Here is a 25,260-nt window from a genome sequence, read left to right as displayed (position 1 = left end):
TGCGGAGTTCGCCGCCCGCGAAACCCGAGCTTGCGGTATTAGTCGAGCCGCACTAACGTACAACCACATGGTTGTACTTCAGGAAGAGGACGAGGAGTCGCTCAACCAGCTCTTCCGCGCTTTGGCCGACGGCACGCGCCGCGACATCCTGGCGCGGTCGATCACCGAAACGCCGTCCGTGTCCGAGCTCGCCGCGCACTACGAGATGAGTTTCGCCGCCGTGCAGAAGCACGTCGCCGTGCTCCAGCGGGCGGGTCTCATCCGGAAGCGTGCGAACGGCCGTGAGCAGCTGGTCGCGGCCGACCGCGAGCGGCTCCGGCGGGCGAGTGAGCTCCTCGATTTTTACGAGTCTGTTTGGCGCCGGCGAGTGGCACAGCTCGACGATGTCCTACTGGAGAAAGAAGACTGACGATGCCGGTGACCTCTGTGACGAAGGATCCCGAGGCGCTCACCCTGACGCTGGTGGCCGACTTCCCGGTTCCGCAACGACGACTGTGGGAGGCCTGGGCCGATCCGCGGCAGCTCGAGCGCTTCTGGGGGCCGCCGTCGGCGCCCGCGACCTTCACGCACCACGACTTCCGGGTCGGTGGGCGCGCGGAGTACTTCCTGACCGGGCCGGACGGGGAGAAGTGGAGCGGGGCCTGGAAGTTCACGGCGGTGCACCCGATCGACTCGTTCGAGGCGGACGACGGTGAGGACAACGCCGAGGACGAGGACATGCCGATGTCGATGACGTTCGCGTTCGAGACGACGCCGACGGGGTCGCGGATGATCAGCGTCACCCGGTTTTCGAGTGTGGAAGCCATGGAACAGACGACCCCGGGCATGGAAGAAGGCCTGCGGGCCGCGATGCCCCAGCTGGACGAGGTGCTGGCCGGATGAGAATTCTCAAGATCATCGAACACGTTTCGCTGGACGGCGTGATCCAGAACTCCGTCGACGGGGACGGCTTCCCGTACCCCGACTGGACCGGGCCGTACCGGAGCCCGGCCGGCGCGGAGATGATGCTGTCCGCGCACGGTGACCGGTTCGACCTGCTGCTCGGTCGTCGCACCTACGACATCTTCTCGGGGTTCTGGCCGACGGTGTCGGGTTTCCCGATGGCGGACCGGCTCAACGCGGCGAAGAAGTACGTCGTGACCCATCGCGGCGACGATCTCGGCTGGGGTCCGGCCGAGGGTGTCGGACCGGACCTCGTCGAGGGTGTCCGGCGGATCAAGGCGGAGGACGGTCCGGGGCTGGTCGTGACGGGCAGCTCGACGCTGACGTCGGTGCTGCTCGAGCACGGGCTCGCGGACGAGGTCGTGCTGGTCGTCTACCCGGTGCTGGTGGGTACGGGCAAACGGCTGTTCGCGGAGGGAACTCCGGGGCAGACGTTCGAGTTCGCCGGGACGACGCCGACCCCGTCGGGCGTCCTGCTCAGCACCTACAAGGTCGCCGGGCCGCTGAAGGCCGCTTGACGCGAGCGGGGCCACCGTCCCAGGTGGACGGTGGCCCCGCTCGCGGTCGTGGTCAGGCTCAGATGAGGCCGAGCTTCTGCACGGTGTCGCGCTCTTCGACGAGCTCGGCGACGGAGGCGTCGATGCGGGCGCGGGAGAAGTCGTCGATCTCCAGGCCCTGGACGATCTCGTACTTGCCGTTCTTCGCGGTGACCGGGAACGACGAGATGATGCCTTCGGCGACGCCGTAGGAGCCGTCGGAGACGACGCCGGCGGAGGTCCAGTCGCCGTCCGGGGTGCCGTTGACCCAGGTGTGGACGTGGTCGATGGCGGCGGAGGCCGCGGAGGCGGCGGAGGAGAGGCCGCGGGCCTCGATGATGGCGGCGCCGCGCTTGGCGACGGTCGGGATGAAGTCGCTCTCGAGCCAGGCCTGGTCGACCTCGACGCTCTTGCCGCCGACCTCGGCGTGCTGGACCGAGGGGTACTGGGTGGCGGAGTGGTTGCCCCAGATGGCGAGCTTCTTGAGCTCGGTGACCGGGACGCCGAGCTTCTTGGAGAGCTGGGCGAGCGCGCGGTTGTGGTCGAGGCGGGTCATCGCGGTGAAGCGGTCGGCCGGCACGTCGGGGGCGTGCGAGCGGGCGATGAGGGCGTTGGTGTTGGCGGGGTTGCCGACGACGAGGACCTTGATGTCGTCGGCGGCGCCGGCGTTGATGGCTTCGCCCTGGGGCTTGAAGATGCCGCCGTTGGCCTCGAGGAGGTCGCCGCGCTCCATGCCCTTGCTGCGGGGGCGGGCGCCGACGAGGAGGGCGATGTTGGTGCCTTCGAAGGCCTGCTTGGGGTCGTCGAAGATGTCGATGCCGGCCAGGAGGGGGAACGCGCCGTCGTCGAGCTCCATGGCGGTGCCCTCGGCCGCCTTGACCGCCTGCGGGATCTCGAGGAGCCGCAGCTTCACCGGGACGTCCTGGCCGAGGAGCTGACCGGACGCGATGCGGAAGAGCAGCGCGTAGCCGATCTGGCCGGCGGCGCCGGTGACGGTCACGTTGACAGGGGCTTGGGTCATTGCGGTTCTCCAGCTTGAGACGACTTTGGCTAGTGCATGGAGCCTATCCCTCCTCGTGGTTGCGGGTCGGGTGCGTCCAGTCACTCTCGCTGGATCGATCAGGTGTCGGTGACGTTGCCGGCGAGGCGGTGCAGGAGGTCGGCGAGCTGGGCGATTTCGGCGTCGGAGAGGCCTTTTCGCATGCGTTCGTCGTGGGCGATGGCGGCGGAGGCGAGGCGGAGGAAGAGCTGTTCGCCGTCGGGGGTGAGGGTGACCAGGTGGACGCGGCGGTTGTCCGGGTCGCGGCGGCGGGTGACGAGGCCGGTGGTCTCCATGCCGTTGAGGTGGTGGGTGAGGGTCGCGCCTTGGATGCCGACGGCGTCGGCGAGCTCGCGCTGGTTGGCGACGGGTCTGGTTTTGAGGGAGATGAGGATCTGCCAGACGGGCTGGGAGCCGCCGGCGGCGGCGAGCGCCTGGTCGAAGGCGCGGCCGGCGGTCTTGGCGGTGCGGGCGAGGACGACCCCGATGGGGGCGGTGGCGGGTGCTGGCACGGGGTGAATCCTACCGCAGATACCGAGGGATCTAAGCGTTTGACATCTAATGGTTAGACATCTAACGTTGTGCTCATCGAACCGGAAGGGGAACGCGATGAGCACCGAAGAGCAGGTCCGCGAGTTCGGCCGGGTGTGGGCCGCGGCGGAGGAACGCGGGGACACCGAAGTCCTGGCCGGTCTGGCCGCCGACGGCTTCCGCCTGGTCGGCCCGCTCGGCTTCGTCCTGGACCGCGACCAGTGGCTGCAGCGCTACAGCGGCGGTGGGCTGGTCACCGAGAAGCTGGACTGGGACGACGTCGAGGTCCGTGACTTCGGCACCACCGCCGTCGCGATCGGCGTGCACGCCCAGGTCGCGAAGCACCAGGGCAACCCGGTGAACGGCCGGTTCCGCGCCACGCACGTCCTGGTCCGCGACGAGGACCGCTGGCGCCTGGCCGGCATCCACCTGAGCCCGATCGGCGGCCCGCCGCCGTTCGCGCCCGAGGGGGCCGCGCGATGAGCGTCGAGCTGAACCACACGATCGTGTGCGTGACCGATCGCGAGAAGTCGGCGGAGTTCCTCGCCGCGATCCTCGGCCTGCGGACCGAGCCGGTCGACGGCCCGTTCCTGCCGATCCGGCTCGCGAACGGCGTGACGCTGGACTACCTGCGGGTGGACCGCGCGACGAGCCAGCACTACGCGTTCCTGGTCGGCGAAGACGACTTCGACGCCGCGATGGCGCGGATCGAGCGGGCCGGCATCACCTACTGGGCGGACCCGTTCCACGAGCGGGCCGCCGAGGTCGACGACGGGAACGGCGGCCGCGGGGTCTCCTTCGAGGACCCGGACGGCCACCACCTGGAACTGCTCACGAAGGGGTGGTAGTCATGCGGTTGAGCATCGGGGTCACGGACTTCTCGTGGCCGGACAAGCTGACCGGCGAGCTGTCGAGCATCGCCGTGGCGGCCGACGACGCCGGGCTGGACACGCTGTGGGTGGCCGACCACCTGCTGCAGGCCGACCCGCACAGCACACCGGATTCGGCCATGCTCGAGGCGTACACGACACTGGGGTTCCTGGCCGCGCGGACCAGCCGGATCGGGCTGGGCACGATGGTCTCGGCGGTGACGTTCCGGCCGCCCGCACTGCTGGTCAAGGCGGTCACGACACTCGACGTCCTCTCCGGCGGACGGGCCCGGTTCGGGATCGGCACCGGGCACCACGACGGCGAGGCGCGGGCGATGGGCCTGCCCTTCCCGCCGGTGGGCGAGCGCTTCGAGCGGATGGAGGAGACCATCCGGCTGGCGCTGCGGATGTGGGCCGGGGACGACTCGGCGTTCGAGGGCGAGCACTACCACCTGGACCGTCCGATCGGGATCCCGCTGCCGGTGCGCCGGCCGAAGGTGCTGATCGGCGGGGCGGGTGAGCGCAAGACGCTGCGCCTGGTGGCGCAGTACGCCGACGCGTGCAACGTGTTCGACATCCCGGACGGCGGGAAGACGGTGCGCCACAAGCTGTCGGTGCTCGCCCGCCACTGCGAGGACGTCGGGCGGCCGTACGAGGAGATCGAGAAGACGATCAGCACGCGCCTGCAGCCCGGTGAGTCCGCGGAGTCGTTCGCGCGGCGGTGCGGGGAGTTCGCGGAGTGGGGGATCGGCCACGCGGTCGTGATCACGGCGGGGCCGTGGTCGCCGGCGGGGGTCGCGACGCTGGGGCGGGTCCCGGGTCTGCTGGCGGAGTGAAACGATCAAGCCCGGACGTCGCGGGGTGATCGCGGACGGCGGGCAGCGGTCCGGCGGCGCGAAATCGTTTTCCGGTCGAATCCATTCGTATTCACGGGAATGATGCTCGAAATTATCGGTATACCGCGTGGCGGGACAGCTACTGCGCGTTGCTCCGTTCAGCGGGGTTTCGGACCATGATCCTTTCGCTACCATGGTCGTCGCCCCTGTACCCAATGAGAATGTATTGGGAAGGATTCCGATGCTTTCTGTGGTCGTTGCTGCCGTGCTGGCGCTGTCCTCTGTGGTCACCCCGCATGCGTGGAACACTCCGCCGCCGCCCGACAAAATTGTCATCGACGTCGTCAACGCCAATGGCACGGGCTGCCCGCTCGGCACGTCCGCGGTGGCGGTGTCGCAGGACAACACGGCGTTCACCGTGACCTACAGCGCCTATACGGCACTGGTCGGGGTCGGCGCCGGCCCGCTGGACGCCAGGAAGAACTGCCAGATCGGCCTGCGGGTGCACGTGCCGCAGGGCTTCACCTACGGAATCGCGCAGGCGGACTACCGCGGATTCGCCCATCTGGAACGTGGCGCGACCGGCCTGGAAAGAGCCAACTACTATTTCCAGGGCAATTCTCCGACGGCGTTCATGCAGCATCCGCTGGCCGGTCCGTTCGAAGACGACTGGCATTTCACCGATTCGACGGAGGTCGGTGCGATCGTGTTCAAGCCGTGCGGTGAGGAACGCAATCTGAACATCAACACGGAATTGCGGGCCGCGGCCGGGACGTCGGATCCGAAGAAGACGACGAGCTACGTGACGATGGACTCGACCGACGGCAGCATCACGACCACGTACCACTTCGCGTGGTTGTCCTGTCCCTGATCGGAGCACCGTGGGAACGGGGCGGCGCGGCTTGGCACCGTGCCGCCCCGGCGGTCACTTCTTCGCGGGGGCGCGGGGATCGGTGGCCTGGACGTCGAAGACGCGGCCGAGGGAGACGAGGCCTTCGTCGAGGTGGCTGAGGCTGGAGAGGACGGCCCGGGTTTCGGCCTGCTCGACGCGGTCGGACACCGGGGTGCCGTCGTCGCGCACGAGCGTGCCGGGTGTGGGGCCACCCGGCGCGTCGAGTGCTTTGCGGAGGACGTCGATGTTGGCCAGCAGCCGGCCGGTGAACTGGCGCAGGCGGTCGGCGTTCTCGCCGGCGAGCTGCCCGGGCTGGGCGCGGGCGGCGACGTGGCGGGCGCGGAAGGCGATGGTCTCCAGCGTGGTGAGCACGTGCCAGCCGTAGTCGCGGCGGGCGCTGCGCAGGTTGACCGGGTGGGTCAGCGGCTCGATGGTGGTGCGGACCTGTTCGACGGCGCGGTCGAGGTCGCGGGAGAGCTCGATGATGTTGACGTTCTCCTCGCCGGCGAGCAGGTCGCGGGTGTGTTCGAGGAACTCCGCCAGCTCGTCGAGCACGGCGGAGATGTCGTCGAGCATGACCGCGCGGGTGCGGACGGGGACGATGACGACGGCCGCGAGGATGCCCGCGGCGGCCCCGACCGCGGTTTCGGCGACGCGGATCCAGAGCACTTCGAGGCTGAACGTGCCGAGCAGGCTGTAGAGCAGGCCGAGCATGCTGGTGATGAAGAACGCCATCACCACCTGGGAGACGCGGGCGGTGTAGACCATCCCGAAGACGCACACCAGGATCAGCGCGAGCGTGGCCGGGGTGCTGCCGGTGACCAGGAGAGCGAGCACGACCCCGCCGACGATGCCGATGAGGGTGCCGCCGAGGCGGCGGACGCCCTTGACGAAGGTGGCGCCGGCGCTGGAGGCGCCGATGAACACGACGAACACCGTGAGCACGGCCCAGTACCAGCGCTGGTGGGAGACGAGTTCGCCGCCGAGCACGGCGAGCCCGCCGCCGACGACGGCCTGGATGGCGCTGCGGGTCTGGTTGTCGTAGGCGAACTTCGGCGCCGGCTCGTCCTCGTCCTCGTCGGCCGGCGAGTCCGGAGTGGACTCGGGCGCCGCGGCGCGCTGGGCGCGGTCGTCGGCCAGCGCGAGCTCGGCCAGCGCCTTGCGGACGCCGTCACCGGGGGCCGCGTGTTCGTCGATGCGGCTGCCCTCGACGAGCATGCGGCTGTACTCGCCGGTCTGGCTGATCAGCGGCAGCTCGCGCGGGTCGCGTTCCATGAGGGCGCGGAAGCGGGCGAGCCGGGCGATGAGGTCGTCGCGGACCTCGGGGCTGAGCTCGTCGGAGCAGGTGCGCTGGACGGTGCTGACCAGCCACTGGACGGCGAGCTCGACCTCGATCGCGCGGCGGCGCAGGCGGTCGGCGGCGCGGGCGTCGACGACGTCGGGGGCGGCGTCCTCGATGAGCAGCACGCACTCGTGGAGGCGGTTGATCGCCGAGCGGAGCTGCTTGCGGGTGCGTTCGCTGCCCCCCACCGCCAGGTACGCCTCGGTGGCGCGGACGACCGCGGCGAGGCGGGCGCGGAAGGCTCGGCGGACCCGGAGGAACTCGGCCTCGGCGTTGCGGCGCAGCAGGACGAACCGGACGACGGCGTTGGCGAGCACGCCGACGCCGAGCGCCATCAGCAGCTGCGGGACCTGCGCGAGGTGGGCCTGCAGGAACATCGGGAAGAAGAACAGGAAGAACCCGATCGAGCCGAGCGCGGTGCCGCGGGGGCCGAAGCGCTGGGCGTAGACGGCGACGAAGATCAGCAGGACGAACACGACGCTGTCCATCGGCGGCAGGGCCGAGCCGAGGCTGGCGACGGTGATCGACGCCGCCCCGGTGAGGAACGCCAGCACGAGCGTGACGGCCTGGCCGCCGGGTGCCGGGTCGTTGACGGTGAACGCCGTCATCATCGCGGCGACGGCGCCGACCAGCATCACGGTGAGCGGGACGTGCGTGGGCAGCAGCGCGCCGACGGCGAGGACGATGCCGAGGACCGCGGACCCGGCCAGCCGCAGCCGGACGAGGCCGGGGTCGGCCGCCGCCAGCCGGTCGAGCGCGGCGGTGCGGAAGTGGTTCATCGGGCGAGCAGCTCCCACTGGGCGAGGGTGGCGCGGCGGCCGCGGGTGGCGGTGATCCGCAGCCGGTAGTGCGGGTGTGCGGCCGGGGTGGCGAGCGCGAACGGGCGGGTCTGGCGGCGCCAGCGGAACAGCTCGCCGGTGCGTTCGTCCAGGGTGGTCCAGTCGGTGCCGTCGTCGGAGCCTTCGAGGACCCACGCGCTGGGGTCGCCGCCGCCGGCGCCGGAGGTGAGCGTGTACATCGTGACCTCGCGGGGTTCGCCGGTGACCGTGAACTCGATCGCCGGGGTCGCGCCGCGGAAGGTGACCTGGGTGCGGGTGGTGTCGTCGAAGAGCGCACCGAGGTTCTTGGCGTCTTCGCTGGTGGCGGTGCCGGTGAGGTCGGAGATCGGGTCCGGCTGTTCGGCGGGCGGCGGCGGGGCGCCCCATCCGGTGGGCTCGGTGGTGAGGTCGAAGACCAGCTCGGCGCCGCCGGCGAGGGTGGCGTGGGCGATGCTCGTCGCGTCGTGCGGTTCGCCGTCGACGGTCAGCCCGCGGACGTACACGGTCTCGTCGGTGTTGCCGGGCGCACGGACCACGAGCGTTTTGCCCTCGCCCAGGTGCACGGTCGCCTTCTCGAACAGCGGCGACCCGATCGCGTAGCGGGGGCTGCCGACGGCCAGCGGGTAGAAGCCCAGGGCGCTGAACACCCACCACGCGGACATCTCGCCGTTGTCCTCGTCGCCGGGGTAGCCCTGGCCGAGCTCGCTGCCGAGGTAGAGCCGCCGCAGCACCTCGCGCACGGCGCGCTGGGCCTTCGCGGGCGCGCCGGCGAGGTTGTAGACGTACGGGATGTGGTGGGAGGGCTGGTTGGAGTGGCCGTACTGGCCCATGCGGACGTCGCGGGCTTCGGTCATCTCGTGGATCAGGCCGCCGTACGCGCCGGGCCGCCGGCCGGTCTCCGGCGTGGCGAAGAACTCGTCGAGCTTGGCTTCGAGACCGGCGTTGCCGCCGTGCAGCGCCGCGAGCCCGGGGCCGTCGTGGGGCGCGGTGAAAGCGGTGTTCCAGGCGTTGGTCTCGACGAAGTCGCCGCCCCACGCGGCCGGGTCGTAGCCCTCGGGGCCGAACTTGCGGCTGCCGTCGCGGTTGCGGCCCTGGAAGAAGCCGATCTTCGGGTCGAAGTGGTGGACGTAGTGCTTCGCGCGTTCCCGGAAGTAGGCGGCGTAGTCGGCGTACATCCGGGCCCGCGGCCCGTCGCTCTCGCGGGCGAGCGCGTCGGAGAGGTTGGCGAGGCCGAAGTCGTTGATGCAGCCTTCGAGCGCCCAGGACAGTCCTTCGTGGACGGAAGTCGGGGTGTAGCCGAGGAAGATCGACCGGTCGAGGCCCTTGCGGCCGACCGCGCGGTGCGGCGGGGTGACGGTGGCGTTCTTGAGGGCGGCGTCGTAGGCGGCCTCGACGTCGAAGTCGCGGACGCCCTTGAGGTAGGCGTCGGCGAAGGCGACGTCGGAGCTGGTGCCGGTCATCAGGTCGGCGTAGCCGGGTGAGGACCAACGGGAGATCCAGCCGCCTTCGCGGTACTGCTGGACGAACCCGTCGACCAGCCGGCCGCAGCGCTCCGGGGTGAGCAGCGCGTAGGCGGGCCAGGTGGTGCGGTAGGTGTCCCAGAAGCCGTTGTTGACGTACATTTCGCCGTCGACGATCTTCGCGCCGGTGCGCCGGCGGGTGCTCGGCCACCGCCGGGTCGCCACCGGGCTGGCGTGCCGGATGCCCTTCGGCGTGTTCTCGTGCGCGATGTTCGGGTAGAGGAACAGCCGGTACAGGTTGGAATACAGCGTCGTCCGCTGGTCCTCGGTGGCGCCTTCGACCTCGACGCGGCCGAGCTGCTCCTGCCAGAGCGCACGGGCCTCGTCGCGCACCTGCTCGAACGTCGTCCCGGCGGGGATCTCCAGCTCGAGGGTGCGCTTGGCCTGCGCGAGGCTGATCAGCGACGTCGCGATCCGCAGCGTCGCGTCGGGACCGTCGAACTCGAAGTAGCCCGAAACGCGCCGCCACGGGGGCCAGTGGACCTTGGCGCCGCGGGTGGCCGGAGCGTCGGTCACGCCGTAGACGAACATCCGGCGCGCGCCGGCGGACAAGCGGCTGCGGACCGTCGTGTACCCGCTGATCACGCCGGTGTCGGCGTTCAGGCGGAGGCGGCCGCGGTTGGCGGTGTTGTCGAACAGCAGCCAGCCGTGCTTGTCGGGGAAGGTGAACCGCATGATCGCGGCGTGCGACGTCGGCGCGAGGTCGGCGGTCATGCCGTTGGCGAACCGGACGCCGTAGTGGTGCGGCGAGTCCGTCTCGTCGTCGTGGGAGAAGGCCAGCGCGCGCTTGCGGCGGTCGCGCTCGACCGGGCCGGTGCCGGGCATCACGTGGAAGGTGTGCCGGTCGCCCATCCACGGGCTCGGCTGGTGGCTCAACGCCAGCGCCTGCAGCGCCGGGCGGTTCTCCGCGTCGTTGTGGCGGTGGTAGGAGTAGATCCAGTTGGTGACGCCGGCGTCGGTGACCGGGGTCCAGAAGTTGAACCCGTGCGGCACGGCCGTCGCGGGGAAGTTGTTGCCGCGGGAGTAGTCGCCGCTGGAGTGCGAGCCGCGGGTCGTGCGGACGAAGTCGACCTGGTCCCGGGGCCGCTCGGGCCGTTCGGCGACGCGGACGTCGTCGATCCAGCCGGTGATCTCGCCACCGGGGGACGCGGTGCGCAGCACGATCCGGCTGATCCGGCGCCCGGCGAACACCCCCAGCGGGCGGCGGACGAGGTTCCACTGGTCCACCCACAGCGTCTTGTCGTCCTCGGGCTCGAACCCGGCCGACGTGCCATCCGCGAACTCGACGTCGAGGCTGACCCAGGTGGCGTGGTAGGCGGGGATCTCGCCATCGGACCGCGGGAAGACCACATAGGACAGCTCGGTGTGCCCGGTGACGGGCGCGTCGAGCTCGAACAGGACGCTGCGCGGCCGGTCGGTGTAGCGCAGGGCCTTGGCCCCGGTGAAGCCGACCCCGGTCTTGGCCGTGGGGGAGCGGTCCGGGCCGCTGTCGACCGTCAGCGCGGGGTCCGCGGGCTGCGGGTCACCGGTTTCGAACGAAGAGGAGAACACGGCGTCGGACATGCGCCCACCGTATCGGCCGAACGGCGTAGCGTGTGCTCGACGCGGGGGGAGGTACCGGTGAGCACGCACATCGTCCGGCACGAGGGCGCCGAACTGCGTTACGAGCTACTCGGTGCCGGCCCGCTCCTGCTGCTGATCGCCGGCCGCGGCGGCTACCGCGCCCGGTACGCCGAGCTCGCGCGGCGGCTCGCCGGCGCCTACGCGGTGCTGACCTACGACCGCCGCGGCCCGGGCCCCGACTTCGACATGGCACAGCAGGCCCGGGACGCGGCCGCGGTCATCCGGGCCGCCCGCCCGGCCCATCCGCGGGCGGCGGTGTTCGGCCAGTGCGCGGGCGGCTCGGTCGCGTTCGAGCTCGCCGCGCAGATCCCGGACGCGGTGACCGAGCTGGTGGTCCACGAGGCCCCGGCGATCACCCTCCTGCCGGACGCGCCGAAGTGGCTGGCGCTGGCCCGGCAGGTCCGGATCACCCACGAGCGCCAGGGCCTCGACGAGGCGCTGGCCCTGGCCGGTCTCACCGCGGCCGACTTCCCGGATCCGGCGGCCGCGGCACTGTTCCTGGCCCGCGAGTTCCCGGCCGTGGTCATGCACACCCCGGACCTCGACGCGGTCCGCCGCACGGGCATCCCGGTGGTGACGGCGGCGGGGGAGACCAGCCGCGACACGTGCCTGGAGCAGTCGGCGCGGATCCAGGCCGAGCACCTGGCGTGCTCGTACGCCCGCTTCCCGGGCGGCCACCACGGCTTCGAGTCCGACGTGGACGCCTTCGCACCGGCGCTGTGCACGACGTTGGCAAACCTCCGCCGCCTGTGATCCGACCCTCCAGGTACGCGAACCGACTGCCTGGGCACGCGAGCCGACCCTCGCGGGGCGTGAACCGCCGGGCTCAGCTCGGTCGGTTGCCGACCGCCCGGGTCACCTCCGGCGCCAGGAATGAGTCATTCACTGCATTCCCGCCGCCGATCGGCCGGCGATCACGGAGCCGGTTCAAGCCGGGCGGCCGCCGAACTGCCACCGGTGCACTTCGACCCCGTCGTACCGCCCCGGAGTCAGCACCGCCCGCGCAGCGGAAGCGTCCGGCGCCCGCACCAGCACCGCCGTCCCCAGCCACGCCGCGCCGTCGTCCGACAGCAACGGCCCGTACGCGATCAGCTCGTCGCGCGGTCCCGCCACCTCGACCGGCTCACCCGAACCGAACCCGAGGACCAGGTACCGGTTCCCGCCGGTCCGGCCACCCGGGAAGTCCCACATCGTGCGCCCCAGCTCGTTGCGCCAGCGGCGCAGCAGCACCTCCCGGTACGCGCCGGCCTGGTAGCCGGGCTCGTCGAACGCGAAAGCGCGCGCGGCGGCCGGATCCGGCAGGTCCACGATGTGCACGCTGCCGGTGGGGGTCTCGCCGTCGAACGTCGGGCCGCGGGCGATCAGCGGGAACCGGTCCATGTAGGACCAGTGCTCCGCCACCAGCTCCTGGCGCAGCGCCATCGAGCCCGGCCGGTCCCGGTGGTAGCAGAAGAACTCCACGTCACCTCCCGAAAAGAGTGAAGGCCTCCCCGCCGAGGCGAGGAGGCCTTCACCGAACCTACCGCGAGACTAGATCTTCGCGCACTGCCCGGCGGACGGGCCGCGGACGGTGTTCGGGAGGTCGTAGTCCGTCGGAACCGGCGAGTTGGCCGCGCAGGCCAGCGGGCCGCCGATCGTGCTCGACGTCAGCACCGGCCCGTGGTTGCCGGTCAGCGCGACCGGGCCGGCGACGCTCGTCAGCTCGATCGACACCGGCCCGCTCACCCCGGTGATCGCCACCGGGCCGCCCACCTTGGTCCGGTTGAGCACGACCTGGGCGGCGCCGGTCGCGGCCAGCGGGCCCTTGATCTCACCGCCACGGACGATCAGCGAAGCGCCGCCGCCCACGGTGACCGGACCCGACACGGTCGCGTCCTGCAGGCACACCGTGCCGCTCGAGACCGACAGCGGTCCCTTGCGGTCGCCGGTGATGGTCTGCGTGCAGGCGGCGTCCGGCTTGCCCAGCAGCTCGAGCTCGGCCAGCTGCGCCGGGACGCCGGTGCTGGTCGCGGTGACCTCGAGCTTGTAGTAGGCGTAGTGCGCCGGGTTGGCCACCTTGAACGCGCGGGTCTGCTGCCGCCAGCTGAACGCCTGGTTCGACTGCTGGTCCGCGACCGCCCACGTCTTGCCGTCGTAGGAGCCCTTCAGCGTCCAGCTCTTCGGGTCGCCCGCACCGGTCTGGGACGTCAGCGTGTAGGTCGTGACGGCCTCGTCGGTGTTGTTCAGCTGGTACTGCACGGCCCCGGTGACGGCGGCCTGGGTGCGAGACGTGTTGTCCAGCAGCGCCCCCGCGTTGGAGCCGTCCGAAGTGGACAGCGTGCCCTTGCCGGGACCGGTCTCGTCGTGCAGCGGCGCCGGGACGGCGTCACCGGTGGTGATCGACTTCGGTGCGTCGTTCGGGCCGGTGCCCCAGTTCGAGGGGTTCGGGCCCATGTCGAAGTCGATGACCCCACCGCGCGCGATGACGTCCTGCGGCAGCGACGTCGAGCTGTAGGCCTTGCCGTTGACCTTCACACCCTGGACGTAGACGTTCTTCGCGTTGTTCTTTGGCGCGTTGATCACCAGGTCCTTGCCGCCGGCCAGGTGGATCGTCGCCTTCTTGAACAGCGGCGACCCGATCGCGTAGTTCGGGCTGCCCATCTGCAGCGGGTAGAAGCCCAGCGCGCTGAAGGTCCACCAGGCCGACTGCTCGCCGTTGTCCTCGTCGCCCGCGTAACCCTGCCCGATCTCGCTGCCGGTGTAGAGCCGCGAGAGCGCCTCGCGGACCTTCGCCTGCGTCTTCGACGGCTGACCGGCGTAGTCGTACATGTAGAGCGTGTGGTGCGAAGCCTGGTTGGAGTGGCCGAGCTGGCCCATCCGCACGTCCCGCGCCTCCCGCATCTCGTGGATCACGCCACCGTAGGAGCCGGGGAAGTTCGCGGTCTCCTGGTCGGCGAAGAACGCGTCCAGCTTCTTCGCCAGGCCCGCCTTGCCGCCGTAGAGGTTCGCCAGGCCCTGACCGTCCTGCGGCACGGAGAACGCCATGCCCCAGCCGTCGGTCTCGGTGTAGTCGATGCCCCACACCCGCGGGTCGTATTCCTGCGGGGAGCGGCCGAACTTGCCGGCGGCGTCGCGGCCCTGGAAGAACCCGACGCTCGGGTCGAACACGTTCACGTACTGCTGGGCCCGGCTGGTGAAGTACTCGTAGTTCGCCTGGTACTCCTGCTTGCGCGGGTCGTTCGCGGGAGCTTCGTCGTAGAGCTTCTTCGACAGGTTCGCGATCCCGAAGTCGTTGACGTAGCCCTCGATCGACCAGGAGAACCCGTGCTCCGAGGTGTTCGGGGCGTAGCCGAGGAAGATGCCCTGGTCGAGACCCTTGCGGCCGACGGCGTTGTTCGGCGGGGTCACCGTCGCGTCCTTCAGCGCCGCGTCGTAGAACGACTTGACGTCGAAGTTCTTCACGCCCTTGAGGTAGGCGTCGGCGAACGCGACGTCGGCGCTGGTGCCCGTCATCAGGTCCGCGTACCCCGGCGACGACCACCGGGAGATCCAGCCACCGTCGCGGTACTGCTGGACGAAGCCGTCGATCATCTTCCCGGCCATGTCCGGGGTCAGCAGCGAGTACGCCGGCCACGTGGTGCGGTAGGTGTCCCAGAACCCGTTGTTCACGTAGATCTGGCCGTCGACCACCTTCGACCCGGTCTGGGTCACGGTGTCCTGGCCGGTCTTCGCCGACACCGGGCTCGCGTACTTGTAGACCGGCTTTTCGGTGGTGCCGGTGTTCTCGAACGCGGAGTTCGGGTACAGGAACAGCCGGTACAGGTTCGAGTAGAGCGTCGTGATCTGGTCCTGCGACGCGCCCTCGACCTCGATCACCTTCAGCTGGTCGTCCCACGCCTTCTGCGCGGCGTCGCGCACGGAGTCGAAGGTCGCGGCCGGGGCGATCTCCTGCGCGAGGTTCTTCTTCGCCTGGTCGAGGCTGATCAGCGACGTCGCGATCCGCATGTTCACGGTCTTGTCGGCGCCCGCGGCGAACCGCAGGTACCCGGTGACGTTGTCGCGGCCCTGACCGGTGAGCTTGCTGCCCGCGGTGACGGGCTTGTCGAACGTCGCGTAGACGAACATCCGGCCCGCGCCGGCGTACACGTTGGTCTCGGTGTAGCCCGAGAGCGTGCCGGTGGCCGGGTCGAGCGTCAGCCCGGCCGAGTTGTCGACGCTGTCGAAGATCAGGCTCGAGTCCGCGCCCGGGAAGGAGAACTTCATCATCGCCGCGTGGTCGGTCGGCGCGATCTCGGTCTTGATCCCGTTCTGGAACTGGACGCCGTAGTAGTGCGCCCGCGCGACCTCGTCGCTGTGCTTGAACGGCAGCGCCCGCGCGTCGCGGTTGGCGTCCGGTACCCCGGCGGCCGCGGACGGCATCACCTGGAAGGACTCCCGGTCACCCATCCACGGGCTCGGCTCGTGGCTCACGCTGAACGCCTGCAGCTGCGGGAGGTTCTGCGCGTTGTTGCTCGTGCTGTAGTTGTACAGCCAGCTGCTCGACCCGGCGTCGGTCACCGGGGTCCAGAAGTTGAACCCGTGCGGCACCGCCGTGGCCGGGAAGTTGTTGCCGCGGGAGAACGTGCTGTTGGCCATCGTGCCGCGCGTGGTGAGCACGTTGTCGCTCGGGCGGGTGCTCGCCGGCGGAGTCGGCGTGGCCGAGACCTTCACGTCGTCCAGCCAGCCCTGCAGCGAGCCGGGGCCGTCCGGGTTGTCGTAGCCGACGAGGATCCGGTCGATGGTCTTGCCCTTGGCGACCGTGCCGATCACCGAGCGCACCAGGTTCCACTGGTTGGTGTAGAGGACCTTGCTCTTGCCCTGGCCCTCCGGGGTCAGCGGGAAGCCGTACTGGTCGGTCGCGCCGAGGTTGCGCAGGTAGGTGCCGTCGGTGAAGGCCAGGTCGATCGCGACGTTCGTGCTCTGGTACTTCAGGTCGCCGGTGATGAACTGCGGCTGCACCTTGTAGGAGAGCTCGGTCGAGGCGACGACCGGGACGTTCACGTCGAAGATCTTGTTGTACGACCAGCCGTGGCCGGAGACGGTCTGGCTGCCGGAATAGCGGAACGCCTTGAGCCCGGTGTAGCCGACGCGGTTCTTGTTCGTGTAGCCGCTGGTCGGGCCGGAGTCGGTGAAGCTGCGCATGTTCGGCAGCGGCGGCGGTGCCGGGTCGTCGTTGGCCAGCAGCAGCTCCGCGGCCTGCAGGATGTCGCCGCCGTTGTTGGCGGTCACGTTCAGCCGGAAGTACTTGTACGGCGCGCTCGGCGCGGCCAGCTTGTAGTCCTTCTGCTGGAACCGGGCGCTGAAGGTCTGGCCGGCCTGCTTGTCCAGGTCGGTCCAGGACTGCGCGTCGTCGGAACCCTGCAGGGTCCAGTCCTTGGGGTCGCGCTCGTCGTGGTCGTTGGCCGAGGTGACCGCGTAGTGCGTCACCGAGGTGGCCTCGGACAGGTTGACCTGCGCCCACGCCGTCGGGTCCCAGGACAGCCACTTCGTGTCCGGGGTGCCGTCGACGAGGTTCGCGACGACCTCGCCGCCGTCGGTGTTCTCGCTGCTCGCGCTGGTCTCGGTGACCTTGCCGCGGATGTCGCCGGGGATGGCGGTGCCGTTCGCGCCGTTGACGCCGAAGGCGCGCGGCTTGCCCGCCTTGTCGGTGTCGACGGTGTCGGTCCACGTCGGCTGGGCGTCACCGGCCTCGAACGAGGACGAGAAGTCGGCGGGAAGGGCTTCTTCCGCCGCGGACGCCGTCGCGGGGAGGGCGACCAGGCCGGCGGCGACCACGGCGGCGGTCACCAGGAAAGCGACCGGCGGTCTGGCGCTTCGGGGCATCGTTGCTCCAAGCTCTGGAGGGTGAACTGGGGACCGACGGACGGGGACCGGCGGCGCCCAGGAAGCGAAACGCGCGGGTGACATCGATGTCAAGACCGGTCGGCAAACCTGGCCAGAACTGGACAACCGAGGGGAAGGACCCCGATGAGAACAGTCCGGATCTTCACCGCCGTCGTCACGCTCACGCTCGCCACCGCCGGATTCGCCCCGGTGGCCGCCACCGCCGCGGCGGAGTCCCCCGTCCGGCCGATCACCGCCTGCGGCGACCTGGTCCGCGGGTTCGCCCTCCCGGGCGCCGCCACGCACGTCACCTCGGCGGCCGTCGTCCCCGCGACCGGCACCGACCCCGAACACTGCGGCGTCCAGGGTTACGTCGAGCCCGCCGTCCGCTTCGAGCTGCGGCTGCCCACCAAGACCTACGCCGGGCGCTACCTGCAGTACGGCTGCGGCGGCTTCTGCGGCTTCGTCAACCCGCCCGCCTTCGCCGACTGCGGCCTGCCCCACGGTGGTGACGTCGCGGTCGCCGCCACCGACGACGGACACGTCGGCACGCCCCCCGAGGTCGTCGTCGACGGCAGCTGGGGCGCGCACGACCAGGCCGCGCGCAACGACTTCGAGTTCCGCGCACCCCACGTCGTCGCCCGCGCCGCCAAGGCGGTCATCCAGGCGTTCTACGGCGCCCCGCCGCGCAAGTCCTACTTCACCGGCTGCTCCGACGGCGGCCGCGAAGGCCTCCAGCTGGCCCAGCGCTACCCGGCCGACTTCGACGGCATCGTCGCCGGCGCTCCCGCCGGCTACTGGAGCCCCCTGATGGTGTTCCAGGCCTGGCTCGCGCGGGTGAACACCGCCGCCGACGGCAGCCCGATCCTCACCGCCGCGAAGCTGCCCGCTCTCCACGACGCCGTCCTCGCGGCCTGCGACCGCCTCGACGGGCTCGCCGACGGCCAGCTCGACGACCCGCGCGCGTGCCGCTTCGACCCGGCGAAGCTCACCTGCACCGGCCCGGACACCCCGGCGTGCCTCACCCCGGCCCAGGTCACCGCGACCCGCCGGCTCTACTCCCCGCCCACCGACACCCACGGCACGCAGCTCTACCCCGGCGGCGAGCCGCCGGGTTCCGAGCTGTCCTGGGCCGGGTGGATCATCGGCGTGCCCGAGACCGGCGGCATCTCCTTCGCCCGCAGCTTCGCCGACAACTACCTGCGCTACCTCGGCTACCCGATCGGCGCGCCGGCCTCGACCGCCGACACGTTCGCCTTCACCCGGCGCGAGTTCGACCGGCTCACCCCGGTCGGCGTCCGGTACAACGCGATGAGCCTCGACCTCTCGGCGTTCCAGCGCCGCGGCGGCAAGCTCGTGCTGTGGCACGGCTGGGCCGACGAAGCCATCCCGCCGACCGGCACCCTCGACTACTACCAGCGGCTCACCCACGGCCGCACCCAGGACTGGACGCGGTTGTTCCTGGTCCCGTCGCTCTACCACTGCGCCGGTGGCACCACGCTCACCGAGTTCGACCCGCTGAAGGAGCTCGTCGCCTGGGTCGAACGCGGCACCACGCCGACCGTGGCGACCGCGACCGGCCGCGACGCCGCCGGCACCGTCACCCGCACCCGGCCGGTGTTCACCTACCCGCAGCGCGCGGTCTACGACGGCACCGGCAGCGTCGACGACGCGGCCAACTTCCGCCCGGCACCGCCCTCCTCGCCGCCGCGCGACGTCGTCGACTGGGCCGGCAACGGGCTGTACGCGATCCCCGGGCCGGTCGCCCGGTGAATCCGCGCCCGCGGGTCCGGCGTCGTCGCTAAGGTCACGATCATGACGCCGACGCCGGACCCCGCCGACCGAGTTCTCGCCCGCGCCTCCCTCGCCGAAGGCAACCCGACCGGGTGGTTCGAACAGCTCTACACCGCCGCCGCCCGCGGCGAGGCCGAGGTCCCGTGGACGCGCGGCGCGCCCAACCCGGACCTGGCGGCCTGGGTGCGTCCCGGTGCGGGCCGCGCGCTCGTGGTCGGCAGCGCACTGGGCGACGACGCGGAGCTGCTGTCCGCGGCCGGCTGGACGGTGACGGCGTTCGACGTCGCCCCGTCCGCGGTCCAGGCGGCCCGCGCCCGGTTCCCGAAGTCCACAGTGGACTACGTGGTGGCGGACCTGCTGAACCCGCCGGGGGAGTGGCACCACGCGTTCGACCTGGTCGTGGAGATCATCAACATCCAGGCGATGCCCCGCGACTTCCGGGCGGCCGCGATCACGTCGCTGGCCGGGTTCCTCGCCCCAGGCGGCACGGCGCTGGTCTCCGAGGTGGCCGAGGAGAACGTCGCACCCGAGCCGGGCCCGCCGTGGCCGTTCAGCCGCGCCGAGGTCGAGTCCGTCGCCCAGGACGGCGTCCGGCTGGTGAGCCTGGAGACGATCCGCGACGGCGTCCGCTACTGGGCCACCTTCACCCGCTGACGCCGCCGGCCCGGTGGCGGCCGGGCGTGGTGCCCACGACGGCGGTGAACGCCGCGATGAAGTGGCTCGGGTTCGCCCACCCGCAGGCGTGGGCGACGTGGGTGGTGTCGTGGCCGTCGGCGAGCAGGACCAGCGCGTGGCCGATGCGCAGCTGGGTGCGCCACTCGTAGAAGGTCATGCCCAGCTCGTCGTGGAACAACCGGCTCAGGGTGCGGGCACTGGCTCCGGTCGCGCGCCCGAGGTCGGCCAGCGAGGTGGTGTCCCCGGGCTGCTCGTACAGGACCCGCGCGACGGCCCGCAACCGGTCGTCGCGGGGATCCGGCAGGTGCAACGGCTGTTCGCGGGCTTCCCGGAGCTGGTCGACCAGGACGCGGCGAAGCCGGGCGCTCGCGGCGTCGTCGTGGTCGCCGGGACCGGTGAGGGCGAGCAGGAGTTCGCGGGCCAGGTCCGACGCCGCGAACACGGCCGGATGACTCGGCAGGAGCTTCGCCAGTGCGGCCGGCAGGAACACGATCCGCATGTCGGTGTGGCCGTGCGCCCGGTGGCGGTGGGCGAACCCGGCTGGGGTCCACGCGGCCCGGTTGGCGGGCACGATCGACGTCCCCCGTGCGGTGTGCACGGACAGGACCCCGCGGGCCGCGTACACGAGGTGTCCTCGGGGGTGGGAGTGCTCGGGAAGCGTCTCCCCGGACGGCCACAGGTGCACCCCGCCGGACGGCCAGAGCCGGGACTCCGGTGCAGGTTGGCGGCGAGCGGGCACAAGCTGGCATTCTACCGGTGGCCCGCCACCCGCCGACCCGGCGAGGGTGGACGCATGAGCGAGACGATGCGAGCGGCGGTCTGTGTCCGGGCGGGCGGCCCGGAGGTGCTGGAGATCCGGGAGCTGCCGGTGCCGGCGGTCCGGCCGGGCTGGAGCCTGGTGCGGGTGCGGGGCGCGGGCCTGAACCGGTCGGAGCTGCGGACCCGGCAGGGACATTCCCCCGCCGTGCGGTTCCCGCGGGTGCTCGGGATCGAATGCGTGGGCGTCGTCGCGGCCTCCACCGATCCCCGGCTACCGGAGGGGACGACCGTCGCGGCGGTGATGGGGGAGATGGGCCGGGCGTTCGACGGCGGTTATGCCGAGTACGCGTTGCTGCCGAACGCGCTGCTGATGCCGGTGACCACGACGCTGCCCTGGGACACGGTGGCGGCGCTGCCCGAGACGTACCTGACCGCGCAAGGTGCCCTCGACGCGCTGGGGATCGTGGCGGGGCAGCGGTTGCTGATCCGCGGCGGGACCTCGTCGGTGGGCCTGGCCGCCGCGTCGATCGCGGCCGGCCACGGCGTCGAGACCGCCGCCACGACCCGGCGCCCGGGCAAAGCCGGCGCGCTGACCACGGCCGGCGTCGGCCACGTCCTCCTCGACGACGACGTCCGCTCGATCTGGCCCGACGGCCCGGACCACGTCCTGGACCTGGTCGGCGCGGACACCGTGGTGGACTCCCTGCGCCTGGTCCGCCGCGGCGGGACGGTGTGCGTGGCCGGCTCGCTCAGCGGCTGGATCGTCCCGGACTTCGAACCGATCGCGCAGATCCCGTCCGGCACCAAGCTCACGGCCTTCCACAGCGACACCCTCAGAGGAAACGCGGCCGTGCTGCAGCGGGTCGTCCACGAGGTCGAGGCCGGCGTCTACCGGCCGAACGTCGACCGGGTCTTCGGCCTGGCCGACATCGCCGCGGCCCACCGGTACATGGAGGACAACAAGGCCGCGGGAAAGCTGGTCGTGGTGCCCTAGCAGCTTTCCAGGAACCGGGACAGCACGCGGGTGCCGAAGCGCAGGCCCTCCACCGGCACCCGCTCGTCCACCCCGTGGGCCATCGCCCGGTACGGGAAGCCCTTCGGCAGCCACAGCGGCGCGAACCCGTAGTTGTCGATCCCCAGCTGGGCGAACGCCTTCGCGTCCGTGCCACCGCCGAGGCAGTACGGCACCACCACGGCTTCGGGGTCTTCGGCCCGCAGCGCGCCGGCCATCGCGTCGAACCACGGCGAGTCGACCGGCGCCTGCACCGGCGGCTGGTGCGCGACGAACTCCCGCGTGACGTCCTCGCCGAGCAGCGCGTCCAGCACGGTGAACAGCTCCTCCTCGGTGCCCGGCAGCACCCGGACGTCCACCTGCGCGGTCGCCGTCGACGGGATCACGTTCACCTTGTACCCCGCGTCGAGCATCGTCGGGGTGGTGCTGTTGCGGACCGTCGGCACCACCAGCGAGCCCGCCGGGCCCAGCGCCGCCACCATCCGGTCCACATCGGACAGGTCGACCGGGACGCCCAGCGCCGCGCCGGTCCGCTCCAGGAACGCCTGCACGGTCGGGGTCAGCGACACCGGCCAGCGGTGCGCGGCGATCCGGTTCAGCGCGCCCACCAACCGGGTGACGGCGTTCTCGTCGTTGGGCCGCGACCCGTGCCCGGCCCGGCCCCGGGCGGTGAGCCGCAGGTGCGCCGTCCCCCGCTCGGCCGTCCCGACCGGGTACAGGTGCACGTCACGGCCGTCGGCCGCGGGCACGTGGTAGGTGTAGCCGCCCGACTCGCTGATCGCGGCCTCGCAGCCTTCGAACAGCTCCGGATGGGACGCGACCAGCCAGTGCGCGCCCCACTCGCCGCGGTCCTCCTCGTCGGCGACGAACGCCAGCACCAGCTCACGCCGGGGCCGCACCCCGCCGGCCAGCGCGGCGAGCACCATCGCCACGAAGTCCTTCATGTCGGTCGCGCCGCGGCCCCACAGGTACCCGTCGCGGACCTCACCGGAGAACGGGTCCACCGACCAGTCCGCGGCGTCCGCCGGCACGACGTCGAGGTGCCCCTGCACCAGCAGCGCGGGCAGCGACGGATCGGTGCCGGGCACGCGCGCGACGACACTCGCGCGCCCGGGCGCGGCCTCGAGGATCTTCGACGGGATGCCGAGCGAGTCCAGGACCGCCGCCACGTACTCCGCGGCCGGGCGTTCGGGCTCGGCGTCGTTGCCGCCGCGGTTGGTCGTGTCGAACCGGATCAGGTCCGCGCACAGCTCGACAGGGTCGGTCACGTCAGCCATAGATGCCCTGCACCGCCCCGCCCGCGATCGCCGTGACGACCTTGAACGCCTTCATCGCCTCGGTCATGTTCACCGCGTCGAAGCCGACCCGCCGGGTGCCGATCTGCTCCACGGTCGGGATCACCGCCGTCGCCTGCGCCAGGTGGCTCGCGTCGAACTCCACCTCGATCCGGTGCGCCCGGACCTGCCGCTCTTCCCGGCCGGCCCGCGCCATCGCGTCGGCCGCCGCGCCGGTCAGCAGGTCGGCCGTGCGCGCCGGCGGCAGGCAGATCGCCGCGTACCGGCTCACGCACTCCTTCACCTGGACCAGCTCCGCCTCCGGAGCGTAGTCACGGGCGTCGTCACACGTTTTGTCGTCACCCGAAACGAGCAGGACGGGGACGCCGTACTCCGCGGCCATCGCCGCGTTCAGCCGGCCCTCGCTCGCCGGGACGTCGTCCAGCCACACCCCGGTGATCTGGTTCTCCAGGTAGGTGTGGGAAAGCACCCCGTCGAACCCGGCGCCGGCGTGGTAGCCCAGGAACACCACACCGTCCACACCGGAGTCGACGCCCTGCATCATCGACAGCGGCTTGTGCCGCCCGGTCAGCATCCGCGCCCGCGGGTCGAGGTCCTCCAGCAGCAGGTTCCGCTGCGAGGAATGCGCCTCGTTGACCAGGACGTCACTGGCCCCGGCGTCGAACAGCCCGGCCAGCACCGCGTTGACGTCGCCGGTGAACAGCCGCCGGAAGCGGTCCCACTGCGGCGAACCGGGCACGACGTCGTCGGTCCAGGTGACGCCGGTGGCGCCCTCCATGTCCGCCGAGATCATGATGCGCATGCCCGGCACTCTAACCAGGCCGCCGCGGCCCCGGGCACGGATCCCCGATCACGGTGCGTCACCGAACTCGATCGATAACGATCGGACACCTGCCGATGCGGCAACATATTGCGCGGTTGTCCGGGTATGTGGTTACTTCTCGTCCTTGGGGAGGCTTCACAGCGAGAACGATGGGGTGGTTTTTGGTGCATTTCCCACGCAGGATCGGCCGGTTGGGCCGCGTCGGCGCGGTCGTGGCGGCCGCGACCTTGGCAGCGATCCCGCTCGCCGTACCGGCCCAGGCCCAGCAGGGCACGGTGCTGCGGGTCGCGCTGACCACCGGCATCGACCACCTGAACCCGTTCACCGCCGTGCTCGCCGCGTCCACGCAGATCGGCCGGTTCACCTACGAGTTCCTCACCGTCCCGAACGCCGAGAAGGCCGAAGCCGCACCCGGCCTCGCCGAGTCCTGGACGCCGTCGCCGGACAAGCTGACCTGGACGTTCAAGATCCGCAGCGGCGCCAAGTGGAGCGACGGGCAGCCGGTGACCGCCAAGGACGCGGCGTTCACGTTCAACCGCATGCTCACCGACGAGAACGCCCGCACCGCCAACGGCAACTACGTCGCCAACTTCGAGACGGTCACCGCGCCCGACGACACCACCCTCGTCATCAAGACGAAGACCGTGCAGGTCAACATGAACCTGCTCGACGTGCCGATCGTGCCCCAGCACATCTGGGAAGGCGTCAAGGACCTCAAGGACCCCGCGACCGACGACCTCAAGATCGCCGGGGTCTCCGACGGGCCGTTCCAGGTCACCGAGTACAAGCCGAACGAGTACGTCAAGCTCAAGGCCAACAAGGACTACTGGCGCGGCGCCCCGAAGGTCGACGAACTGCAGCTGCTGCAGTTCAAGGACACCGAAGCCGCGGTCAACGCGCTGAAGCAGGGCGAAGTCGACGTCATCAACCGGCTCAACCCCAACCAGTTCGCCGCGTTGCAGGGCCAGGACGGCATCACCACCAACGCCGCCCCGGGCCGCCGCTACGACGAGCTCGCGTTCAACTTCGGCGTCACCGACAGCTCGAACAACCCCATCGGTGACGGCAACCCGGTCCTCAAGGACATCAACGTCCGCAAGGCGATCACCCAGGCCGTCGACACGCAGTCGCTGGTGGACAAGGTGCTCAAGGGCCTCGGCCAGGTCGGCGGCGGCATCGTGCCGCCGGTCTACAGCGCCTACCACTGGGACCCGAGCGACACCGAGAAGATCAAGTTCGACCTCGCCGCGGCCAACGCCACCCTCGAGCAGGCCGGCTACAAGAAGGGCCCCGACGGCGTCCGCACCGCCCCCGGTGGCGCGAAGCTGGAGCTGCGCCTGACCGGGCACTCCAACCGCAGCTACGACCAGGGCGTCGCCCAGTTCGTCGCCGGCTGGCTCAAGGACATCGGCATCACCGTCAAGCAGGACCTCGTCTCCGACGACGAGCTGTCCGACCGCACCGCCACCGGCAAGTACGACCTCGCCATCGGCGGCTACGGCACCAACCCCGACCCGGACTACGCGCTCTCGCTGCACACCTGTGCCGCGCGCCCCAGCGCCGACGGCAAGGGCGGCAGCACCGACACGTTCTTCTGCGACCCGCAGTACGACGAGCTCTACAAGAAGCAGCTCACCGAGACTGACGACGCGAAGCGGGCCGACTACGTCAAGCAGGCCCAGGCCCGGCTCTACAGCCAGTTCCCGACGATCGTGCTCGACTACCAGAACGCGCTCGAGGCCTACCGCTCCGACAAGTTCGCCGCCTTCACCACCCAGCCGCAGCCCAAGGGCGCGATCCTCGAGCAGACCGGCTACTGGGGCGTCTACGGCGCCACTCCGGCCGGCGCGAAGGACGCCACCGGCGGCGGCTCCGATGGCACCGTGGTGTGGATCGTCGTCGGCGGGATCGTCGTGGTGATCATCGTCGTCGGCGGGATCATCATCAGCCGCCGCAACAAGACCTCGGAAGACCGCGAGTAAGCATGACTGCCCCCGAACAAGCCGCGGTGCTCGTCGACCCCCACGAGCACCCCGGGGGGGCCGGGACCCCCCCGGTGGTGGTGAGGGAGATACACTATACGATTCTAATCATCTTGGGTGTGTGTGTGTTG

Annotated in this window: 21 protein-coding genes; 12 read left to right on the top strand and 9 right to left on the bottom strand. The window is 71.0% G+C overall.

The genetic code is table 11. The features are described 5' to 3' along the window. The first annotated feature begins 67 nt into the window (after positions 1-67). Genes AB0C38_RS42285 through AB0C38_RS42275 form a run of 3 tightly spaced genes read left to right on the top strand, consistent with a single transcriptional unit; the run spans position 68 to position 1,460 of the window. Positions 68-409: a helix-turn-helix domain-containing protein gene (locus AB0C38_RS42285; RefSeq protein WP_360684616.1), complete on the top strand. Its 342-nt coding sequence runs from the start codon at positions 68-70 to the stop codon at positions 407-409. A 2-nt stretch (positions 410-411) separates the two neighbouring features. Then, entirely contained in the window at positions 412-882 is a 471-nt protein-coding gene (locus tag AB0C38_RS42280) for an SRPBCC domain-containing protein (protein WP_360684612.1), read from the top strand. Continuing rightward, positions 879-1,460: a dihydrofolate reductase family protein gene (locus AB0C38_RS42275; RefSeq protein ID WP_360684609.1), complete on the top strand. Its 582-nt coding sequence runs from the start codon at positions 879-881 to the stop codon at positions 1,458-1,460. The genes AB0C38_RS42280 and AB0C38_RS42275 overlap by 4 nt, the downstream gene beginning before the upstream one ends. Positions 1,461-1,518: 58 nt before the next feature. Here the strand turns inward: AB0C38_RS42275 and AB0C38_RS42270 are convergent, their stop codons facing one another. Together AB0C38_RS42270 and AB0C38_RS42265 are read right to left on the bottom strand one after the other, a co-directional pair. Then, positions 1,519-2,499: a malate dehydrogenase gene (locus tag AB0C38_RS42270; RefSeq protein ID WP_360684606.1), complete on the bottom strand. Its 981-nt coding sequence runs from the start codon at positions 2,497-2,499 to the stop codon at positions 1,519-1,521. Positions 2,500-2,597: 98 nt separating this feature from the next. Then, the gene (locus AB0C38_RS42265; protein ID WP_360684604.1) at positions 2,598-3,029 is read right to left on the bottom strand and encodes a MarR family winged helix-turn-helix transcriptional regulator; all 432 of its coding nucleotides are present in this window, start codon (positions 3,027-3,029) and stop codon (positions 2,598-2,600) included. Between the two features lie 97 nt (positions 3,030-3,126). On the opposite strand from AB0C38_RS42265, the gene AB0C38_RS42260 reads away from it, so the two are divergent. The 4 genes from AB0C38_RS42260 to AB0C38_RS42245 all read left to right on the top strand — a co-directional run bounded on the left by AB0C38_RS42260 (position 3,127) and on the right by AB0C38_RS42245 (position 5,624). Next, positions 3,127-3,531 carry a nuclear transport factor 2 family protein gene (locus tag AB0C38_RS42260; RefSeq protein ID WP_360684601.1) on the top strand — a complete coding sequence of 135 codons (405 nt, stop codon included), beginning with the start codon at positions 3,127-3,129 and terminating at the stop codon, positions 3,529-3,531. Further along, positions 3,528-3,896, top strand: a complete 369-nt coding sequence (locus AB0C38_RS42255) for a VOC family protein (RefSeq protein ID WP_360684598.1) — start codon at positions 3,528-3,530, stop codon at positions 3,894-3,896. Before AB0C38_RS42260 ends, AB0C38_RS42255 begins: the two co-directional genes overlap by 4 nt. A 2-nt stretch (positions 3,897-3,898) precedes the next feature. Beyond that, entirely contained in the window at positions 3,899-4,753 is an 855-nt protein-coding gene (locus AB0C38_RS42250; protein ID WP_360684595.1) for a TIGR03560 family F420-dependent LLM class oxidoreductase, read from the top strand. 241 nt (positions 4,754-4,994) lie between these two features. Next, positions 4,995-5,624 carry a DUF4360 domain-containing protein gene (locus tag AB0C38_RS42245; RefSeq protein WP_360684592.1) on the top strand — a complete coding sequence of 210 codons (630 nt, stop codon included), beginning with the start codon at positions 4,995-4,997 and terminating at the stop codon, positions 5,622-5,624. Between the two features lie 54 nt (positions 5,625-5,678). On the opposite strand, the gene AB0C38_RS42240 is transcribed toward AB0C38_RS42245, so the two are convergent. Next, positions 5,679-7,766 (bottom strand): FUSC family protein, encoded by a 2,088-nt coding sequence (locus AB0C38_RS42240; protein WP_360684589.1) that lies wholly within the window; start codon positions 7,764-7,766, stop codon positions 5,679-5,681. After that, positions 7,763-10,888, bottom strand: coding sequence for a GH92 family glycosyl hydrolase (locus AB0C38_RS42235; protein WP_360684586.1), 3,126 nt, complete (start codon positions 10,886-10,888; stop codon positions 7,763-7,765). The genes AB0C38_RS42240 and AB0C38_RS42235 overlap by 4 nt, the downstream gene beginning before the upstream one ends. Before the next feature lie 57 nt (positions 10,889-10,945). Between AB0C38_RS42235 and AB0C38_RS42230 the strand changes: the two genes are divergently transcribed. Continuing rightward, positions 10,946-11,701: an alpha/beta fold hydrolase gene (locus tag AB0C38_RS42230; RefSeq protein ID WP_360684584.1), complete on the top strand. Its 756-nt coding sequence runs from the start codon at positions 10,946-10,948 to the stop codon at positions 11,699-11,701. Positions 11,702-11,875: 174 nt separating this feature from the next. Here AB0C38_RS42230 and AB0C38_RS42225 read toward each other — a convergent pair whose 3' ends face one another. Beyond that, entirely contained in the window at positions 11,876-12,409 is a 534-nt protein-coding gene (locus tag AB0C38_RS42225; protein ID WP_360684581.1) for a YciI family protein, read from the bottom strand. 69 nt (positions 12,410-12,478) lie between these two features. After that, positions 12,479-16,789, bottom strand: a complete 4,311-nt coding sequence (locus AB0C38_RS42220) for a GH92 family glycosyl hydrolase (RefSeq protein ID WP_360684578.1) — start codon at positions 16,787-16,789, stop codon at positions 12,479-12,481. 144 nt (positions 16,790-16,933) lie between these two features. On the opposite strand from AB0C38_RS42220, the gene AB0C38_RS42215 reads away from it, so the two are divergent. Beyond that, positions 16,934-18,562, top strand: a complete 1,629-nt coding sequence (locus AB0C38_RS42215) for a tannase/feruloyl esterase family alpha/beta hydrolase (RefSeq protein WP_360684575.1) — start codon at positions 16,934-16,936, stop codon at positions 18,560-18,562. A gap of 42 nt (positions 18,563-18,604) precedes the next feature. After that, a complete protein-coding gene (locus AB0C38_RS42210) occupies positions 18,605-19,237 on the top strand; it encodes a class I SAM-dependent methyltransferase (protein WP_360684572.1) in 633 nt (210 codons plus the stop codon). Here the strand turns inward: AB0C38_RS42210 and AB0C38_RS42205 are convergent. Next, on the bottom strand, positions 19,227-19,943 hold the full coding sequence (locus AB0C38_RS42205; RefSeq protein ID WP_360684786.1) for a helix-turn-helix transcriptional regulator: 717 nt from the start codon (positions 19,941-19,943) through the stop codon (positions 19,227-19,229). The two genes, AB0C38_RS42210 and AB0C38_RS42205, sit on opposite strands and share 11 nt — an antisense overlap. 108 nt (positions 19,944-20,051) lie before the next feature. Between AB0C38_RS42205 and AB0C38_RS42200 the strand changes: the two genes are divergently transcribed. Next, positions 20,052-21,011, top strand: coding sequence for a zinc-binding dehydrogenase (locus tag AB0C38_RS42200; RefSeq protein WP_360684569.1), 960 nt, complete (start codon positions 20,052-20,054; stop codon positions 21,009-21,011). On the opposite strand, the gene AB0C38_RS42195 is transcribed toward AB0C38_RS42200, so the two are convergent. Then, entirely contained in the window at positions 21,008-22,306 is a 1,299-nt protein-coding gene (locus tag AB0C38_RS42195; RefSeq protein WP_360684566.1) for a M20/M25/M40 family metallo-hydrolase, read from the bottom strand. The genes AB0C38_RS42200 and AB0C38_RS42195 overlap by 4 nt on opposite strands. Beyond that, the gene (locus AB0C38_RS42190) at positions 22,299-23,126 is read right to left on the bottom strand and encodes a M55 family metallopeptidase (protein ID WP_360684563.1); all 828 of its coding nucleotides are present in this window, start codon (positions 23,124-23,126) and stop codon (positions 22,299-22,301) included. The genes AB0C38_RS42195 and AB0C38_RS42190 overlap by 8 nt, the downstream gene beginning before the upstream one ends. Positions 23,127-23,296: 170 nt before the next feature. Here AB0C38_RS42190 and AB0C38_RS42185 point away from each other — a divergent pair, with 170 nt between their 5' ends. Then, positions 23,297-25,129: an ABC transporter substrate-binding protein gene (locus tag AB0C38_RS42185; RefSeq protein ID WP_360684560.1), complete on the top strand. Its 1,833-nt coding sequence runs from the start codon at positions 23,297-23,299 to the stop codon at positions 25,127-25,129. The last annotated feature ends 131 nt before the right edge of the window (positions 25,130-25,260 follow it).

The sequence above is a fragment of the Amycolatopsis sp. NPDC048633 genome (assembly GCF_040650695.1).
Taxonomy (GTDB): domain Bacteria; phylum Actinomycetota; class Actinomycetes; order Mycobacteriales; family Pseudonocardiaceae; genus Amycolatopsis.
This window is presented reverse-complemented; position numbering and strand designations above follow the sequence as displayed.